This is a genomic window from Rhizobium sp. BK251 (assembly GCF_004345245.1).
Classification (GTDB): Bacteria; Pseudomonadota; Alphaproteobacteria; order Rhizobiales; family Rhizobiaceae; genus Rhizobium.
Genome location: NZ_SLUQ01000002.1, coordinates 107,351 through 125,699 on the forward strand (window position 1 = coordinate 107,351; position 18,349 = coordinate 125,699).

Genomic DNA, 18,349 nt, shown 5'->3' on the forward strand with positions numbered 1-18,349 from the left:
TCCTGAACTTTGTTATGAGTCTTCTTGCTCTGGTCGCCTTACGCGTGCGGCTGATCGGAAATCATGTCACCGATCTTGTACGCGACTTCCGTGCGGTTCGTTGCTCCGAGCTTCTTCATGATGTTGCGGATATGAACCTTCACGGTGCTTTCGCAGAGGTCTAGTTCGGATGCGATTACCTTGTTGGCCTTGCCGCGGCGCAACGCTTCGGCCACTGCCGACTGGCGCGCGGTGAAGGAGGACGTGATCTGCGGCTTCGCGGTGCTGCTGACGCCGAGAAGGCCGCGCATGGCCAGGACGCTGCTTGCCGGCACGAACTTGCCGCCGGCGATGGCGAGCCCGATCGCCTGGATGCAGACGTCGATGCTGACCGATGTCGGGATGTAGCCTCGTACGCCAAGCCCGATCGCGTGGAGGACCGCGGAAAGCTCCTGGTTTTCCGAGAGCACGATCACGGCTGCGGGATCGAAGGTTGCCACCATGTCGGCGATTTCGCTCTCGAGGCTGCCATGGGCAATATCGCCATTGCCGGCATTATAGAGAACTGCACGCAGCGTGCCGAGACGCTCCCTCGCTTGCTGCCACTCTTCGAGGCTGCCGAAGGTGAACACCTTCATCCCGATATTGTGGCTGCTCAGCCCCTGTGCGAGGCACTGACGCTCCAGCGTCCGCCTGTCGATCAGCGCGACATAGTCGTTTTCGCCGTATTTGTGCGGCTGGTGGCCGCGCGAACGCACGTTCGTCAGCAGAAGCTCTGACGGCTCCTTCGATTCCTGCGTCCCCAGTTCAATGCGGTGGTTATTGATGCGCCCCTCGTTCATGACCTTACGACCCCTTGATACGCGTTACACTGTCGAATTCCCGTATTCCGGCATGACTGCATTTCGTATTATTCGAATGTACTAACGTTACGCAATGCTAAAGTTAATTGATGCTTAACCAAGGAAAGCTTCAGCCCAGTGAAAGCTTCCTTATCGTGAAGGCCTCGGCGAAACGCGCCGGAGCCCTGCATTCCATTCCCCGCAGCCGCGCCAGGCTGCGAAACGTTTCTGCATCGAACCAATCCTTGGACCGCTGCGTCGCGAAATGCTCGAGAAGCAGGGCGATCTTCGTGTCCATGACGTCCGTCGACAGGGGCACGTAGGTGTTGCGCCGGTCGAGGTCGCCGTCCCACTTCGGGATCTCGTATTCCAGCACCAGGTGGTTGCGGAATACGTTGGTCGTCAGCCGGTTGACCTCGCGGTGGTCCTGATGCTCGTCGTCACGGCTGTGCGTGAAGATGACATCCGGATCGACTCTCTCGCGCAGCGAGATCAGCCAGTTCTTGATCTCCCGGTTCTGGCTCGGGAAAAAGCTGTCCTCGAAGTCGCCGAGTTCGATCGAATGCGACGAGGCGCCGCGAAGGAAGGCCTGGGCCGAACCGTGGGCCTCCATCGCCCTTGCGCCCGGAGCGCTCAGTACGCACCAATGGACATCGAGGCGCACGCCGCGGGCGATGAGACCTAGGATCGTGCCGCCGACGCCGATCTCGATGTCGTCGGAATGTGCTCCGAGACATAGGATCGAAAGGCGCTCTCCGCCTGTTGCCAGCGACAGCGATCTCATGGCAGCTTCGCCATCCGCAGGCCCTGGGGCTGGCCGTTCGCCGAGTGGTGCGTCCACGGCATGTCGCCGCGTTCGACCATCTCCTCCAACGACTGCCAGTCGCGCAGGGTGTCCATGGACCGCCAAAAGCCCTCGTGCTTGTAGGCCATCAGCATGTCGTCCTTGATCAGCCGCTCGAAGGGCTCGAGGACGAGCTCTTCCCGCTCGCGCATGTAGTCGAAGATCTCGCCGCGCATCAGGAAGTAGCCGCCGTTGATCCAGATGTCGGATCGATTGGAGCTGCGGAATTCCTTCACACGACCGTCATCGTCGATATCGGCGAGATGATAGGTGAGCGGCGGGCGCACGGCGAGGAAGCATGCGATCTTGCCGCTTGCCTCGAACTTTTCGATCATGTCGTCGAGGTTCACATCCGTCAGGCCATCGCTGTAGTTGGCGATGAACATGCGCTCGTTCTTCACGTGGTCACGCACGGCCCAGAGTCTCTCGCCGATGTTGCGCCAGATGCCGGTATCGATCAGCGTGACGCGCCAGTCCTTCTGGGCCTCGCCCAGGAGTTCGACGTGGCCGCCGCCCGACACCACGCAGTCGGAGAACGCCTGCGGCTTAGCATTCAGGAAGAAGTCCTTGATTATGTTCGCCTTGTAGCCGAGGCACAGGATGAACTCGTCATGGCCGTAGTCGGAATAATACTGCATGACATGGCGCATGATCGGCTGCGAGCCGAGCGGTATCATAGGCTTCGGAATGCTCTCGGAGTATTCCCGGATGCGGGTGCCCAAACCGCCGCAAAAGAGAACGACCTTCATAGTTTCAGCTCCCTCGGATCGATCACCTGGACTTCAGGGATCGGAATGATGAACTTTGCCCCCCATTCGCCGACGTGGCGCATCTGGGCCACGATTTCGTCCTTCAGGTTCCAGGGCAGGATAAGGATGTAGTCCGGCTTCCTCTGATCGATGGCGTCTACCGTCTCGATCGGAATGTGCATTCCCGGCGTGTAACGGCCGTGCTTGTAAGGATTGCGGTCGACCGTGAAGTCGAGGAAATCGGTGCCGATGGCGCAGTAGTTGAGCAGGGTATTGCCCTTGCCCGGTGCGCCGTAGCCGCAGACCGACTTGCCCTGTTCCTTGAGTTCGATGAGGAAGGAAAGCAGGTTGCGCTTGGCCCTGCGCGCGGCCTGCGCGAACGAGGTGTAGGTGTCGATCACATCGAGCCCTGCTTCGCGTTCACGCTTCACGAGTTCGTCCACGTTCGTGCTGCGCTGCCAGGCGCTGTCGTCATGGGTCAGGTAGACGCGAAGCGAGCCGCCATGCGTCGGGACCTCGTCGACATCGAATACGCGCAGGCCATGGCGCTGCGCCATCATCTCGATCGTCAGCATCGAGAAGTAGGAGAAGTGCTCGTGGTAGATCGTGTCGTACTGGTTCTGCGCGATCAGGGTGGCGATGTGCGGAAACTCGAGGGTAATGACACCCTCCGGCTTCAGCAGCACCTTCATGCCCGCGACAAAGTCATTGAGATCAGGCACCTGCGCCAGCACGTTGTTGCCGATGATAAGGTCCGCATCCTGGCCTTCATCGCGCATCTGCTGCGCGACTTCCTTGCCGAAGAACGTGACTTTGGTCGGCACGCCCTTTTCCACGGCGACCTTTGCAACGTTGATTGCGGGCTCGACGCCGAGAACCGGTATTTTCTGTGCCACGAAATGCTGCAGGAGATAGCCGTCGTTGCTGGCCAGCTCCACGACGAAACTGTTGCCGTCCAGCCCGAGGCGCTCGGCGATCTGGTCGCAATAGCGCTTGGCATGCGCGACCCAGCTGTCCGAGAAGGAGGAGAAATAGGCGTATTCCTCGAAGATCGCTTCGGGGCTCACTTCCTCTTCCAGCTGCACCAGGAGGCACTCGCTGCAGACGAAGGCGTGGAGCGGATAGTAGGGCTCCATATCGCCCAAGCGGCTTGCCGGAACGAAGCTCTCGCAGGGAGGCGACATTCCGAGATCGACGAAGGTATGGGTAAGCTGCGAGCCACAAAGGCGGCATGGACGAGCTTTTTCGCCCAGCGCCGCCCGTGTCAGAAGCTGATCCGGTTGTACATTCATGAAAACGCCCCTACGCTTTGCTACAAACCTGAATGGATCGCGTCTTTGCCCTTCGATCCACTTTTCATAACAGGAGCTTACGCATCGCCGCGGCGAGAGGCGATACCGCAAAGCGTTCACTCGCTTCGTCCAAAAGCTGTATAAGGTAACTCTTATTTGCCTATCGGGTTACCACCTCGGAGAGCCTGATCGGCAAGCTCTTTTCCGCGGAGCGCTTTTTGAGGCCCGACAGCGTCTACGACTTATGATCGACTTTCGATCCCGGCGTTTTCTGAGAGAATCAACCTCAGAAAGGCCGCGGGCTGCGGCAGTGTGAAGAGGGTAGAGAAATGCGTTTCACCGAGACCGGATTGACCGGCGTGTGGCTTGTGGAGCCGGTCGCGAGCGGAGATAGCCGCGGGTCCTTTGCCAGGACCTTCTGCACGCAGGAATTCGAAGAGCATGGGCTGGTGACGAGCTTCGTTCAGCACAGCATGTCGCACTCGGTGATGAAGCACACGCTGCGTGGGCTGCACTTCCAGAAGGCGCCGCACCAGGAGGACAAGCTGGTCTCCTGCCTGCGCGGCGCCATATGGGACGTGGCCGTCGATCTGAGGCCCGGCTCGCCGACCTACCTTCGATGGACCGGCGCGGTGCTTTCGGAGGACAATCGGGCACAGTTCTATATCCCGAAGGGGTTCGCCCACGGTTTTCAGTCGTTGCGCGACGATTCGGTCGTGAACTACCTGATCTCCGCACCTTATTCTCCCGCTGCCTCGACAGGGGTGCGCTATGACGATCCGGCGATTTCGGTGAGCTGGCCGGCCAAGCCATCGGTCATGTCCGACAAGGACATGAGCTGGCCGCTGATGCAGCTCGAAGCCGCCTGACGCGAGATCCGCCGGTCGCGTCTGAGGGTGCGGGTATAATTATCTGGAAAATATGGAGTTTTTCACCCTGGCCGTCCCGCGAGGACGGCTAGGATTTTGCCTCGCCGGCAGTTACGTCTGAAAGAAGGCCGGATTCCTTGAGCAGCTGGGCGGCGCGGGCTATTGCGGAAAAGGGCATGCCCGACCGCTCGGCGATGTCGAGCAGCGAGTGCTCTCCGTCCGCAAGATTCAGCACCCAGAGATAGGACATGATCGTCATGCCCGTGGACGTGTGTCCGCCGATCTTGGAGTAGAGCCCCCTACGTCCGAGCTGCGGCTCTCCCTTCCCATAGAGGTTGAAAGGAACCCAATCGTTTTCGAGGACATCGATGATGTCCATGACCATCCGGTGGGATGCTCCGAGGTGCTGCGGCCGTATGAAATCGAGATTGTCGGCGGAGGTGTGGTATTCGGGGAAGGTGCCGAAGACGCTTCGCTGCAGCAGGCCGACCGGAAGATTGAAGCCCGGCGAGCAGAATTGCCGCTCGTCATAGCCGTAGGGGCTGAAGTCGAGCATGTTGGGCTTGCGACCATCACAGAGCACGGAGGCGACCGCGCGGTCGATGAAGGCATTGCCGCGGCGGCTGCGCTTGTAGTTAGGGCCGCCGGCGTCGCCGACGCAGGAGACGACGAGACCGTGATCGATGCGATCGAGCCGATCCTCGTTACGTGAAAGCCATGTCAGCGAACCGATCGTGCCCGGTGCGAACAGGAATCGGTATCCGTATCTCGTATCGCGACCCTTCAGCGCTTGCGCGATGAAGGCAAGCACGGAGAGGCCCGAACAATTGTCGTTGGCGAGGGACGGGTGGCAGATGTGGGCGGAGAACAGGACTTCCCTGTCCGTGGTGCCGGGATGGAAATATTCCCCGTAGGAGAGGTGTCCATCGGTCTTTTCGGTGTCGATCAGGACCTCGTAGTCCCCATCCTCGAGCGCCAGGAACCGATTGTGAGACATGCACAGGCCCCATTCCTCGGTGTAGTAGGCGGTCTTGTAGGGTATCAGGTCCGGCTGTTCCGGCAGGGTATGAATATGCGTCTTCAGCTCGTCGAGCGGCATCGTGCGCGCAACATTCGTGCTGTAGCTCATCACGTGAAGGCTGGACTCGGCAAGGTCGATGACCTTGCGGCCGGAGGCATCCTTCACATAGGCGTTGCGGATGTTCCATTCCCGCGGCACCGTCCAGTCGAAAGCCTGGGTGCCGGTCGGGACCTCGTGGCGCTCAAGGCCGACATATTCCTGCAGGATGCCCAGCGTGTCCCGAACGCCGTTGCCGGTGATGCTCCGGCAGATCGGGAAGAGACGGCTGGCCAGCGCATAAATGTGCTGGCCGATATCCGTGTCATCGCGCTCCGCAAACCGCCCCGGGGGGATCTCACGCGCATTCATGTCCGGACCGTCCTCAGATCGCAGCCTCTGCAAGCGGGCGAGCGGCCTCCGGCTGCGCCCAGCGCAGGTCTTCGTCCAGGTTGCCGTCGCTCATCAGGTGCCGGATATGGGCGATGCGCTGGTAGCGCGGCCCTTCGAATTCGGCGAGGGTCAGGCCGGAGCTCTTGTAGGCGGCGTAGACCTGCTCGGCGCCGGCCTTTGCATCCCACTGCGGCTTGAAGGCCGGCAGCGCGCGGGCGATCTTGCTGAAGTCGACGCGGTATGAACGGGTGTCCGGTCCGGCGTCGCTCGCATAGTCGAGGCGGCAACCGGGCACCGTCGCCGCAACGACTTCGGCGATGTCGCGGATCTGGTAGTTGTGCGCGGTCTGGCCGACGTTGAAGGCTTCGTTGTAGACGGCCTCCCGCGGTGCTTCCATCGCTGCAAGGAACGCGGCCGAGATATCCGCGATATGGACGATCGGTCGCCAGGGCGTGCCGTCGGATTTGAGCAGGATGACGCCCTGGGTGACGGCCCATGCGACGAGGTTGTTGAGCACGATGTCGAAGCGCAGCATCGGCGAGAGGCCGTAGGCCGTTGCCGGGCGCATATAGACCGGGCAGAAGCTGTCGTCGGCCAGCGTGGAGATTTCCTGTTCGGCGAGCACCTTGGAGCGCCCATATGCCGTCACGGGGTTGAGCTTGCCGGTCTCCGAGATCATGTCCTCGTCGGCAAGGCCATAATTGCTGCACGAGGATGCCAGCAGGAAGCGGCCGACGCCGGCTTCCTTCGCCGCCGCGGCCATCTTGACGCTGCCCTTGTAGTTGATCTCGTAGGTGATGTCCGGATTGAGGTTGCCGAGCGGATCGTTCGAAAGCGCTGCGAGATGGATGACGGCGTCGAAACCCTTCAGGTCGGCCGCGGTGACGTCGCGGACGTCCTTGCGGAAGCCGGGAACTTCGGGCATGGCCCCACCCGGTGCATAGTGGCAGCGCCGGTAAAGCTCGCTATCGTAGCCATGTACCTCATGTCCCGCCTTCTGCAGGATCGGCACCATGACCGAACCAATGTAGCCCCTATGCCCCGTCACGAGTACTTTCATCGCTCTAGCCCTTCTCCCGGATATTAGCGTTCGTGCAGAAGCTACAGCCGCATCGGCAAAGCTGCGATTGAGGAGATTGGTGAAAAACGAAGCCTAAGGCCGTAGTTCCGGTCGCGGCCATACGCCTTTTATCGGAGGCTGCCATTCGCCTGTTGCTGGTGTGCGACCGCAGCTTCCGTCTGGCCGAGGAGGAGCAGCCAGTCGCTGTCGCCGGCGGCGTTCGCGATGGCGGGAACACGGAATCCCACGCTTCGCGGGCTCTCGATCGGCGCGGCTTCCATGGAAGCGCCGGAGGAGGGGTCGAACCACCGGGCGCGGTTCATCACTGTTGGCGGCAGGGCATCGCGGCGAATGCGCACGACGGCAACGTCGGTCACGTAGACAATGGCGAAAGACCTGTCCTTGGCCGCGGCGGGGATTGTCATGTCGTTGACGGGAAGGCCGCCTTCGGTAGCCAGGATCGACGGGTCTGGTTCGAGAGCCCACCAGTCGATCTTCGCGAACAGCGCATCCAGATAAGCCATGCTTTGCGCGCCGGGGCTGTCGAGGGCGTCCTGCCAGCGGCTATTGGCTGCAAAGACACCAGGTCCGGCGAAATGCCAGACGGGATTGTTGCCAAAGAACTGGCCGGTCGCACCGGAGAGCAGGCTTCCATAAGCCTGTGCTCGAACCTTCGCCGCGTTGGTATCCGCCTCGTTCTCGTATCGGCCTTCCAACAACACGAAGGGCTTGGGCGGGTTGATACGGTACAGATCTTCGGCACGCACGGCCGTGTCCTCGTGGGTATAGAGCGTGTCGATATCGATCCAGGAGGCGTCATACCAGGTTTGCCGAACACGGCTTCCAATTGCCCCGTGCACCGTCTGCAGAGCATTGGGGGCGGCGGCCATGAGGCCGGCGACTACGGCCTCGACGAGCGCCTTGTCGGGCGGGTCGTAATCGCCGCCATGCACCCAGACGATATTCGGAAAGCCGCCAAAGCGTCTGCCAAGATATTCGCCGTAGGCTTTCAGAGCGCCGGGCCCGGCAGCGGTCATTTTCTGATACCAGCCTTCGGGGCCACCGCTGACGCCCATGTAGGCAGGCGCCAGGAAAACCAGGAAGCCGTGAGCGCGGGCGCGCCTCAGAAACCATTCCACATGGTCAAAGTAAGAATCGTTAGGTGCCGCGAAGTCTCGCCCATCCCTAAAGGGCGGCTCGCCGTAGAAGTTGGACGGCGGTCTACGGCTGAAGCGGTGCTCGATCATGTTGACGAGAAGTGCGTTGAAGCCGAGACGTTGGCGTTGCCGCAGGTAAAGTTCGATCTCCTCCTGGGAGAGGTCGCCGAGTAGCGATGATGCCGTGTCGCCGGTGACGAGGAAGGGCCGGTCGAAGATGTCGTTCAGATGCCGGCCGTCGGTGGAAACATGGAGTGGGAAGACGTCCGCGCCCGACATGGCGGGCCCGGAGGTGAAAACCGCCGCCGTCAGCAGAAGTGCCTGTAGCGAGCGACGGGCATAGTCAGCCATTGTTCGCAACAAGAACCTCGTCCGCCGGCAGCGGCGGCCTGTTGAAGCGCCGGAACACCAAATCGGACGGCCGTCCGACCAGGTAGTGCCCAACGCCACGCTCGAGGGCGAGCTTGTAGACGCCGAGCGCGCCGTCGAATGCCTCGACCGTGCGTTCGATATCTTCGTCACCATGGGTGTAACTGACGACCAGCGAGGGGGCGAGAATGCCACGCCGGATGGTTTCCTGAAGGAACAGCGTTCGAAATGCCTGCGATGGCTTCAGGTTGCGGTCGAGCGTGGCGAAGGCGAGGCAGCAGGGTTGCCCGGTGAGATAGAAGTGATCCTGCAGTCCATGTCGCGTGATCGCCTGGCCGATGCCGACCTGCAGGGCTTCTCCCTGCCGATAGAGGTGCTCGATCACCGGCTCGTCCCGATAGATGCGCATTGTGGCTATTGCCGCCGCCAGAGCATGGGTCTCTGCGCCGTGCGTCGTCGACAGAAGGAAGACGCGCGGGTGAGCCGTCTGCTCCAGGCCGCCGCGTTCCATGAATTCCCGCTTTCCCGCAAGCGCGGAAACGGAAAAACCGTTGCCGAGCGCCTTGCCGAAACACGAAAGATCGGGCTCGATGTTGTAGAGCTCCTGGGCGCCGCCGCTATGCCAGCGGAACCCGGTGATCATCTCGTCGAGGATGAAAAGGGCGCCGTTGCTCCTGCAAAGCTCCATTGCCTTGTGAAGGAAGCGATCCTTGGGATGCTCGCCACGCGTTGCTTCAAGGATCACGGCCGCGATCTTGCCCGGATGGAGCCTGAAGAGGCTGCGTAGGCTTTCGATATCGTTGTACTTGAAGCCGAGGGTCAGCTGGCGGATCGCCTCCGGTATGCCGGTGTTCATTTCGGTCGTCCCGATGAACCAGTCATCCACCGAGAAGAAGGGATGATCCGAGCAGCGGGCGATCATTTCGCGTCCGGTCACTGCCCTGGCGAGCTTTATCGCGCCCGAGGTGGCGTCGGAGCCGTTCTTGGAGAACTTGACCATATCGGCGCCGCGGACCATCTCAAGGAAGGTTTCCGCGCACTCAACCTCGATGCTTGCCGGACGCGTGAAATTGCAGCCATACTCGAGCTCCTTTCTCACGGCATCCAGGACGGGAGCATAGGCATGGCCGAGGCCAACTGCGCGGTTTCCCATGCCATATTCGATGTACTCGTTGCCATCGACGTCCCACACATGGCAGCCCTGGCCGCGGGCGATGAAGCCCGGCGAGAGGATCGGATACTGGTCGTCGCCCTTGGCATAGGTATGAGCGCCTCCGGGAATCAGATCCCTTGCCCGCTCGCGAAGCCTGTTGGATTCCTCAAAATTCCCGATGAAAGCGCTCATGCCCAAATCCTACGTCGTTCATGACAACAAAAACTATGACGAGCCGGAGGAGCGAGTTCACGCCGGTAATTTGGCGGGCCGGGCCCATCAAAAGGCTTAGTCAGATACGCTCCTTGGCCACGCGCAACCAGTTCTTCACCGGTCGGGGTACGAAGGCCCTGAAGCCGGAACGCAGGCCCTTTGGCATCGACCAGGTGGAAAGGTCGAGGGGAGCCGCGATCGACGGCTTGGTGTGCTGGAGGTCGCGAATTACTTCGCTGTAGCGGGCGGCCATGCGCTCGACGGTGAAGGCCGTCTCGGCCTTTGTTCGTGCCGCCTGCGACATGCCCTGCCAGACATCAGCCCTATCGAGTGCCGAGATGCTTTCGATGGCGCCGCGGACCGTACCCACGGGGAAGAGAAAACCGTTGACGCCGTGGTCCACGATCGTGTCCGTGACCCCTTCCAGACGCGAAACCACGGGCACGCATCCGGCTGCCATCGCTTCGATTATCGTCAGGCCAAAACCCTCGAAGCGCGATGGCATGATGAGGACATCGTGGTTCAGCAGCAGGCTGAAGACGTCGCTCGGGTCGACGAAACCAAGGAAACGAACGCGGTCACCCTGCGGTGCGAACTTGGTGCGCAGTGCCGGCAGATCCGGCCCGTCTCCTGCAATCGTGAGCGATATGTTGCGCGAGACGCCATCGAGGATCGCCGGCAGCCAGAAGACGCCCTTGGAGACATCCTCGATGCGCCCGAGATAGATAGCTCTCAGGTCGGGCTGGGTGCGCGGCAATCGCTCGATCGTCCTCGATCCGCGGGTATCGACGGCGTTGGCGATCGAGAAGGTACGGGCCGCCGGAAAGCCGAACTTGGCCACGAGGTCGCTGCGACAACGCCGCGAGACACCGACAGTTGCATGGACATGGTCCCGGATCGCCGCTGCCGCCGCATAGGTGCCAGGCGTGATATTGTGGACGATCATGATGCGAAGGATGTTCTTCGGCAGATAGCGGACGATGTTCGTCTCGATCCTGTCGCCGAGCACGCTGACGAACAGCCCGTCATATCCTCCCGTCTCGATCTCCTTGGCAAGCAATTTGGCCCGCTCGCGTTCGGTCAGGTCGGCTGCGGCTTCGACGTGCGTGCCGTATGCCATCTCGGAGGTCCATTGCGGATCTTCGCGAAGGTTGACTGCTCCAACGCTCAGCCAGCACACCTCGATTCCGTACTCTGCCAGTCCCTTACGCAATTGCTTGAAGACCGAGTAGGTCCCGCCAATATGCGGAAAGACGAAATATGCAAACTTCATCGAATTCTCCCCAAAATCCGATCGATACCATCGAGCCGGCCAACTCAATGGCGCGCTCTAGCGCTAACGGCGCGAACCGACGAACTGGATCATAGTGCAAGGGATCATCGCCCTTGAGTGCTTCTTGATGGCACACACCCCAGCATTTCGGCGCGTTAAGCGACGCCCAGCTAAGCCTTTTGGATCATTTCCGTTCTTCCAAAGAGCCGGATGTTTGTCGGCGGGCGACATCTGCCATGGGGGAGGCGGTAACGTGCTCGGACGCAAAGACGGACAAACACGGTTCTCCGGCAAGGTCTTTGGGCGTGCGCCATCGGCATTTCGGCAGGATATGACGCAACGTTAACCGGCGCCTCCGACCACGAGCACCCAGTCCGAATAGCCCGCCTTGTTCTTAGGGGCAGGAACCTCGAACCTTGTCGTGCCTGACGTCTCCAGCATCGCGGACGCCCCGGTATAGGTTCCGGACGACGGATCGTACCATCTGGCCTTCAACGTCGATGTTGAAATCGCTTCGAGATCCAGGGAAACGGCCTTGTCGCCCGTGATGTAGACGAGTGCAAAGGAACCGTCATCGGCGCGTGCGCAGACGACATTTTCGCCGCGGCCGGCCAGCTTGCCTTGGTCCGGCACCAGCTTCCACCAGGACAGGGTGTCGAAGAGCTTCTTCAGATAGGAGATACTTCGAGCGCCGGGGCTTCCGAGGGCCGCGCGCCAATCGCCGAAGTTGCCCTGCACGCCGGGTCCGCTGAAGTGCCAGACCGGACTATTGCCGAACACTTGGCCGGCGGCACCGGACAGCAACGCGCCGTAGGCAATCTGCCTGATTTTCTCCTCGTCGGCTCCCTCGTTTTCATAACGGCTTTCGATGAGGACGAAGGGCATCTTTGTTCCCCTCAGATAACGGCGGAGCGACTCCTGAGCGACGTCCCGGTAGGTGTAGACGGTGTCGAAGCTGAGCCACTTGGCGCCGCCCCAGAATTCGTCGATCGAGGTCTCCGGATCGCCGTGGGCGGTTTGCAGCGCACTTGGGTTCGTAGAGGCAAGCCCGCTCGCGACCGCGGCGACCAATGCTCGATTGGCCGGATCATAGTCGCCGCCGTTAACCCAGACGATGTTGGGAAGACGAGCATAGCGCCGGCCGAGATACTCACCATATGCGTGGAGGGTGGGAACGCCCACCCGCTTCATCGCCTGGTACCAGCCCTCGTCGCCGCCTTGCGAGCCAAGATAGGCCGGGGTCAGCAATACGAGAAATCCCAGTTCGTTGGCGCGCTGAAGAACCCAGTCTGCGTGCTTGAAGTAGGCCTCGTTCGGCTCTTCAAATTCCTTGCCGGCCAAAAAGGGGGCGTCGCCATAGATGTTTCTCGGCGCCTTGCGGCTGAACTTGTGCTCCAGAAGCGAAACAAGCAGCGTGTTGAAACCCTGGCGCCGTCGTTGCTGAAGGTATTCCTCGGCTTCCTCGCGGGTGAGTTCGGCGATCAGGGACCAGGCTGCATCGCCAGTGACAAGAAAGGGGCGGCCACCAGCATCCTCCAGATGGCGACCGTCGGCAGCGACATGCAACGGAAAGGACGCATCCTGCGCCTTTGCCATGATAGTGCCGGCCAAAAACGCAGCAAGAAACCAAAACCATAAGCGCATCCGCGACGGGCAAACTATTCGCGGAAGGAGCCAAGCTGCCCTACGGCCCGGGTACTGCGCCGCAACTTCGCCGCGAAGCTGACCGCGACCAGACTCCCGGGAATATGCTTTCATTGTTGAACTCCGGTGCGATCGGACGCCTGCTCCAGGTTGTCAGTTCGTCGGCAGCGCCGAGGGGCCAACCGAGGCCGGTGCGGTGCGGCGACCGCTACGGGAGAACAGTGCCTTCATTCGCTCCTTCGCGTCTGGCCGCCGCCAGAGCACGTAGCCGAGAGGAGGCAGGAAAGCGCTGAGAGGACGCAGCCTTACGGCGAAGGCCAAGAGGTCGCGCACGCCGGGATCGCCGCGCAAGAGGTGCGAGACGGCACACCAATAGGCCCTGTCGCTCAGGCTGCGTCTCGCGATGCGCATCAGCCTGGCTGCATCCTCGACCGTCTTCCCGTCACCGGCAAAAAAGGTTTCGAAGGCAGCCTCCGATTCGAGATTCCAGAGGTGAATATTCGACAAGGCGGCATGCTGGTTTGCGCCATGCACACGGGCGACGGCCTGCACATCGGCAATCTGGACGGCGGCGCCACGTGCGGCGAAGCGCATCCACATCTCGACATCATCCGTGTGCGGGAGTTCAGGGCGGTAGTGGCCGATAGACTTCTGCGTACTCGTCCTGACGACGGCCATCGGGCCGCCGACCGGATTTCGGCCGGTCCGGCAGAATTCTTCGAGGAACGCGTCACCGGAAATGTATCGCCAATCGGCACTGCCGTCGGCCGATCGCGGTGACGGAAGTTCGTCCTCGCTGTGCAGGAACAGCGTTTCGCCAAACGCAAGATGCGCGTCGGGATGCCGGTCGAGCGCCGTGATCGCGCGGCGCAGCGCGCCATCCGGCAAGAAATCATCAGCACAGAGGATGACGAAGTAGTCAGATCGGGCCCAGTCGATCGCCTCGTTGAAGGAGGCGTGGGGGCCGAGATTCATTGGCCGCAGGCGCAATTCGACGCGAAGATCGGAAGCAGCGATCTCGCGTGCAACGTCGGCGCTGTCATCGGTGGACGCGTTGTCGATGATGAGAATGCGCAGGTCGTCAATTCCTTGCCTGGCGATGCTATCGACGCATTGGCGAAGATAGCGTGCGTAATTGTAGTTCGGAATTGCGATATCGATCCTGGCCATGGCCCGGGCTCCTATTCTGCGCTGGCGTGGCCACGCGTGCCAAGGCGCATTCCCCGAAGGCTGTCACCCACAAAGCCGGTGATCTCGTTCAGGAAGGGATGGTTCGTCAGCTTGAGGCCGGCGAACCAGCCAACGATTGCGAGACCTACCGAAATTGCGGCCTCGCCTGGGGAGAACTCGAAACTGAATCCGTTATCCGCGGCGATGGCAAGCGGGCCGACGGCCGAGGCGAGTGTCACGAGCGCGCTCGGCAACACGGCCTTCCCCATGTCGCGCCAGCCGAATGTCACGTAGCGCCGGACGAAGAGCACAGCGAGTACCGACTGGAAAGGCAGGGTAATGAACTGGCTCAGCGCGACCGCGATCAGGCCAAAGAAGCTCGCGATGCCGAGGATCACGGCAGAAATGGCGCGTGAAACGACATTGTAGAGGAAGGCGGACCGATTGGCGCCGAGCGCAATAAGCAGCGGCGAAGTGAGGATGACAGGAAACCAGAAGATAGAGGCTAACGTCAGGATGCGCGCTATCGGGACGACGTCGTCCCAGTTGCCGCCGAGGACAAGGTCAACGATCGGTCTCACCAGGATCGCTACGAGGACCAGGGCCGGCCAATAGATAACCGTTATGAAGCTAAGCGCGCGCAGATAGGACTTCCTGAGATCAAGTCCCGCCCGAACGCCAGCAGCGAGTGCGGGGAAGGAGACGGCAAAAACCGAACCCAGGATCAGTCGATCGGGCAGGTTCGAAACCGCAATGGCGCGATTGTAGCTACCCACGCCTGCAGAGGGCATGACAGCACCAAGAATGATCGGCGGCAGGGAGTCATAGGCGCGGTCGGCCACGGACGTGGCACCCCTGTACCGGCCGAACTCGATGATGGCGGGTAGCGATTGCAGGGAAGGCTTGAAGCTCCACCAGCACTGGCGCAGGAAGATGGCGAGGCCGGTGGCTGCAACGCTGCCGATGAGACTGCCTATCGCAAAGCTCATCGCACTCCATCCGTACCATGCAAAGAGAATGGTGGCGACGGCAGCGGCGGTCGTGCGTGCCGTATCGACAAGGGTGACCATGCCGAACTGCATGTCGCGACGCAGCAGCGATATGTGAGGCAGGGAAATGCACTCGGCGAGAGCGGCGGCGATCGCGACGAGCAGAAAATCCTGCAATTCTATCTCACCGTAGAAATGGGTGATCCACGGGGACGTGATGAGGAGAGCCAGCGACAGCGTGATCGTGAAGCCGACCATGACCGTCATCGCCGTGCGGACATCCTCCCGTTCCACGCGATCGAGCTGAATGAGAAAGTCGCAGCTGACGAACTCCCGAAGGGAGAAGACGATCATCGACACGCCGAGGCCAATGGCAGACAGACCGACTTCAGCAGGCGTCATTAACCGAGAGACGGCGGCAATCATCGCAAAGCCGATCACCAGGCGAAGATATTGGCCTAGCGTAGCCATCACAAATGCGCGGCGGACTTGCTGCATGGTTTCAGGCACTCCTCGGATGGCATTGGCGAAAAACTACCACATCCAACCTCCGCGAGAATGCAGCAATTGGAGGTAGCCGCCGGTCATGCGGGGTAGCGACGAGCAGGGAGCGCAGATGGTGGGCGTGTTGGTATTGCGGCGCACCATGCTCCCTCTAAAGGATAGCTGTTCGACCCTGGGACAAGAGGACAGTATGCGGCGAAACTCCCCAGCCGTGGTCGGAGACTGCTGTAAATGAAGATTGGACTGTTTGGGCTCTTTGGCTGCGGCAACAGCGGAAACGATGCCTCACTGGAAGCGATGGTGCTGTTTCTGCGCCGTGCCTGTCCGGACGCGGAGTTGACATGCATTTGTCCGGCTCCGGATGTGGTGCGCCAGGGACTCGGCGTAGATGCAATTGCCAGCAACCCACCCATCTACGGAAGCCGGCTCGGCCTGGCATTCGACCGCGTGCTGCTGCACATTCCGCGCCGCGTCGCCGGCATCCTTCACGCATTCCTGCTGGTGCGCACCTTCGATATCATCATCGTTCCGGGAACCGGCTTTCTCGACGACTTCAGCGACACGCCCTTCGGCTGGCCGTTCGGCGTGCTGAAATGGCTTGGATCCGCATGGCTTGCTCGTCGCAAGGTGCTGCTCGTCAGCATCGGGGCTGGGCCGATACGACACTGGCTCAGCCGCTTCTTCATGAAGGCTGCTGCAAGAACGGCAAGCTACAGGTCTTACAGGGACAAGGCTTCGAAAACGTTCATGACGAAACTTGGCATCGACACGCGTGCCGACGAGGTCTATCCGGATATCGTCTTCAGCCTGCCGGTACCAAAGCAGGAGAAGCGCGAGCATGACCCGCTGACGATCGGTGTCGGCGTCATGTCCTATTTCGGCTGGGCGCCAGCCGGAGATGCGGATGCAACGATCTATCGGCCATACCTCAGGAAGCTCGACGAATTCATCAGCTGGCTCCTTGAGCGCGGCTACAATATCCGCCTTCTGACCGGAGACGGCGGCGACTGGAAGGCGATCGAGGACCTCAAGGCGGAGATGATTGCGCTGCACCCGGACCGCGTCCTTTCAGAAGAGCGCATCACCGCTGTCCGCGGAAGCACGCTTCAAGATGTCATGGCCGACATCGCCCGGACTGACGTCACCGTGGTCACCCGCTATCACAACCTGGTCTGCTCGCTGAAGCTTTCGAGGCCCGTCGTCTCGCTGGAATATTCGACGAAAAACCATGCGCTTATGGCTGATGCCGGGCTCGATGAGTTCTGCCAGCACGTCGAAACCTTTGACGTCGAAGCACTCAAGGCGCAGTTCGTCTGGCTGATCGAACGGCGTGCTGAACTGACGGACCGGATCGCAGTCCACGACGTGGAACTTCGTCGGCGCCTCGCAGTTCAGGAGGACATCCTTCTCGATATCATTCGCGGCGAAGCGGTCCGTTCGAGAACCCAGCTGCAGACAGCCACCAACTGAAACAACAATCCGGTCAGGGCGGTTTGACGCGCTCGACGGAGCCGTCTCCACCAATGGAAAAGCGGGCGGAACTGACAAGGTTGGATCGCTGTTCACGATGTGCAACTGCACCGGCGCCTTTCGGCAAAGGCAAGGCGCCTATAGAAGGTCATTGGCGGCGAGGCGGGTCCGCTTGAGAACTCAGCGCAGGCAGCCCCCCGCTGAAACGACGATCCGGCCAGGCCGATTTTACGGGCCTGACCGGATCATCTTTATTACGCCATCCATTTGCTGCGGCACGGGTTACGCTGATACAATCGTGAACGCAGCGGCGACTGGCAGTGTCAACCGAACATGTTGTTGATCTTGAAGATCACTTCCGTGCGGTTGCGAGCTTTCAGTTTCTTCATGATGTTGCGAATATGGACCTTCACCGTGCTCTCACGCAGGTTGAGCTCGTAGGCGATGATCTTGTTTGCCTTGCCGCGGCGAAGCGCTTCGATAACGTCCTCCTCGCGCGGAGTGAACATCTCGGCGCGCCGCCGCTCCTTTTGGCCTGCCGCGACCAGCATCCGCTGCAGGTCGGTGAGGCTCTCGGCCGAAATGAAGATGCCGCCGGCGAGTGCAAGCGAGATGGCCTCGACGCACACGGTGAGCCCGATCGCTGAAGGGATGTATCCCTTCACGCCGATTTCCAGCGCTGCGAGGATCTGCTTCAGGTCGTGATTGTTGGAGAGAATGACGACCGGCACATCGGGATATTCCGCGATCAGCTGGCGGATCTCGTCGGCAATCATCTGTTCCTGAAAGTCGCGGTTACCAACATTGATGAGGATACCGCAGAACTTCGGGCTGAACGACCTCTTCCACATTTCGATGGAGCCGAAGAGCGTGATGTCCATGTCCAGGCCATGCGAAAGCAGGCTCTGCGCGAGGCATTCCCGATCAAGCGCTCGCTCGTCGATGATTGCCAGCGTGTTCGGCTGTTCGAATTCCCCTGGGAGGGGGGCGTCGTCCTGCCGTGGAATGAGATGAAACGGTGGCGACTTCGATATGAAGTCGTGATGGTAATAAGTCTGGCTATTCGCTGTTGCCGGGATTTTCATCCTCTTAACTCCGTGACCTTGACCGAACTCCTACGCACGCCAATCAATAAGGCCTCATGATGGTGCGTTTTTCTTACAGGCGGTGAACACAGAACAATCGCGTCTGTTGCCATCAAATTTCAGCTGACTTGATAGTGGTTAGCGCACGTCTCCCCACGGTACACCCGGCACTGCGGCAAGATACCGCAGGACCCCTTACGTCCGAGGTTGTAGTTGTTTTTTACTCCCCCTGAAGTC

At 60.7% G+C, this 18,349-nt stretch carries 15 protein-coding genes; 2 read left to right on the forward strand and 13 right to left on the reverse strand.

Features of this window, described 5'->3' with window-relative positions; translation table 11 throughout:
• Positions 1 to 38 precede the first annotated feature (38 nt).
• From EV286_RS04505 to EV286_RS04520, 4 genes are all read right to left on the reverse strand, one after another.
• On the reverse strand, positions 39 to 821 hold the full coding sequence (locus EV286_RS04505; RefSeq protein ID WP_132955823.1) for a response regulator transcription factor: 783 nt from the start codon (positions 819 to 821) through the stop codon (positions 39 to 41).
• 130 nt (positions 822 to 951) lie between these two features.
• The gene (locus tag EV286_RS04510) at positions 952 to 1,605 is read right to left on the reverse strand and encodes a PIG-L deacetylase family protein (RefSeq protein ID WP_132955824.1); all 654 of its coding nucleotides are present in this window, start codon (positions 1,603 to 1,605) and stop codon (positions 952 to 954) included.
• Entirely contained in the window at positions 1,602 to 2,414 is an 813-nt protein-coding gene (locus EV286_RS04515) for a glucose-1-phosphate cytidylyltransferase (RefSeq protein WP_132955825.1), read from the reverse strand. Before EV286_RS04515 ends, EV286_RS04510 begins: the two co-directional genes overlap by 4 nt.
• Entirely contained in the window at positions 2,411 to 3,706 is a 1,296-nt protein-coding gene (locus EV286_RS04520; protein WP_132955826.1) for a class I SAM-dependent methyltransferase, read from the reverse strand. The genes EV286_RS04515 and EV286_RS04520 overlap by 4 nt, the downstream gene beginning before the upstream one ends.
• 329 nt (positions 3,707 to 4,035) lie before the next feature.
• Between EV286_RS04520 and rfbC the strand changes: the two genes are divergently transcribed.
• Positions 4,036 to 4,575 carry a dTDP-4-dehydrorhamnose 3,5-epimerase gene (rfbC, locus tag EV286_RS04525; protein ID WP_132955827.1) on the forward strand — a complete coding sequence of 180 codons (540 nt, stop codon included), beginning with the start codon at positions 4,036 to 4,038 and terminating at the stop codon, positions 4,573 to 4,575.
• Positions 4,576 to 4,663: 88 nt separating this feature from the next.
• Here rfbC and EV286_RS04530 read toward each other — a convergent pair whose 3' ends face one another.
• The 8 genes from EV286_RS04530 to EV286_RS04565 form a co-directional block, all read right to left on the reverse strand.
• The gene (locus EV286_RS04530) at positions 4,664 to 6,004 is read right to left on the reverse strand and encodes a DUF4910 domain-containing protein (RefSeq protein WP_132955828.1); all 1,341 of its coding nucleotides are present in this window, start codon (positions 6,002 to 6,004) and stop codon (positions 4,664 to 4,666) included.
• Between the two features lie 13 nt (positions 6,005 to 6,017).
• Positions 6,018 to 7,085: an NAD(P)-dependent oxidoreductase gene (locus EV286_RS04535; protein ID WP_132955829.1), complete on the reverse strand. Its 1,068-nt coding sequence runs from the start codon at positions 7,083 to 7,085 to the stop codon at positions 6,018 to 6,020.
• A gap of 128 nt (positions 7,086 to 7,213) precedes the next feature.
• Positions 7,214 to 8,593, reverse strand: coding sequence for a DUF4038 domain-containing protein (locus EV286_RS04540; RefSeq protein ID WP_132955830.1), 1,380 nt, complete (start codon positions 8,591 to 8,593; stop codon positions 7,214 to 7,216).
• On the reverse strand, positions 8,586 to 9,956 hold the full coding sequence (locus tag EV286_RS04545) for a glutamate-1-semialdehyde 2,1-aminomutase (protein WP_132955831.1): 1,371 nt from the start codon (positions 9,954 to 9,956) through the stop codon (positions 8,586 to 8,588). Before EV286_RS04545 ends, EV286_RS04540 begins: the two co-directional genes overlap by 8 nt.
• A gap of 100 nt (positions 9,957 to 10,056) precedes the next feature.
• The gene (locus EV286_RS04550) at positions 10,057 to 11,250 is read right to left on the reverse strand and encodes a glycosyltransferase family 4 protein (RefSeq protein ID WP_132955832.1); all 1,194 of its coding nucleotides are present in this window, start codon (positions 11,248 to 11,250) and stop codon (positions 10,057 to 10,059) included.
• A 342-nt stretch (positions 11,251 to 11,592) separates the two neighbouring features.
• On the reverse strand, positions 11,593 to 12,846 hold the full coding sequence (locus EV286_RS04555) for a DUF4038 domain-containing protein (RefSeq protein WP_165932780.1): 1,254 nt from the start codon (positions 12,844 to 12,846) through the stop codon (positions 11,593 to 11,595).
• A gap of 201 nt (positions 12,847 to 13,047) precedes the next feature.
• Complete coding sequence (locus EV286_RS04560) at positions 13,048 to 14,064, reverse strand: glycosyltransferase (RefSeq protein ID WP_132955834.1); 1,017 nt, start codon at positions 14,062 to 14,064, stop codon at positions 13,048 to 13,050.
• A gap of 11 nt (positions 14,065 to 14,075) precedes the next feature.
• Positions 14,076 to 15,551 (reverse strand): oligosaccharide flippase family protein, encoded by a 1,476-nt coding sequence (locus EV286_RS04565; protein ID WP_132955835.1) that lies wholly within the window; start codon positions 15,549 to 15,551, stop codon positions 14,076 to 14,078.
• A gap of 237 nt (positions 15,552 to 15,788) precedes the next feature.
• On the opposite strand from EV286_RS04565, the gene EV286_RS04570 reads away from it, so the two are divergent.
• A complete protein-coding gene (locus tag EV286_RS04570) occupies positions 15,789 to 17,027 on the forward strand; it encodes a polysaccharide pyruvyl transferase family protein (protein ID WP_132955836.1) in 1,239 nt (412 codons plus the stop codon).
• Positions 17,028 to 17,350: 323 nt separating this feature from the next.
• Here the strand turns inward: EV286_RS04570 and EV286_RS04575 are convergent, their stop codons facing one another.
• Entirely contained in the window at positions 17,351 to 18,112 is a 762-nt protein-coding gene (locus EV286_RS04575) for a response regulator transcription factor (protein ID WP_132955837.1), read from the reverse strand.
• Positions 18,113 to 18,349: the final 237 nt, after the last annotated feature.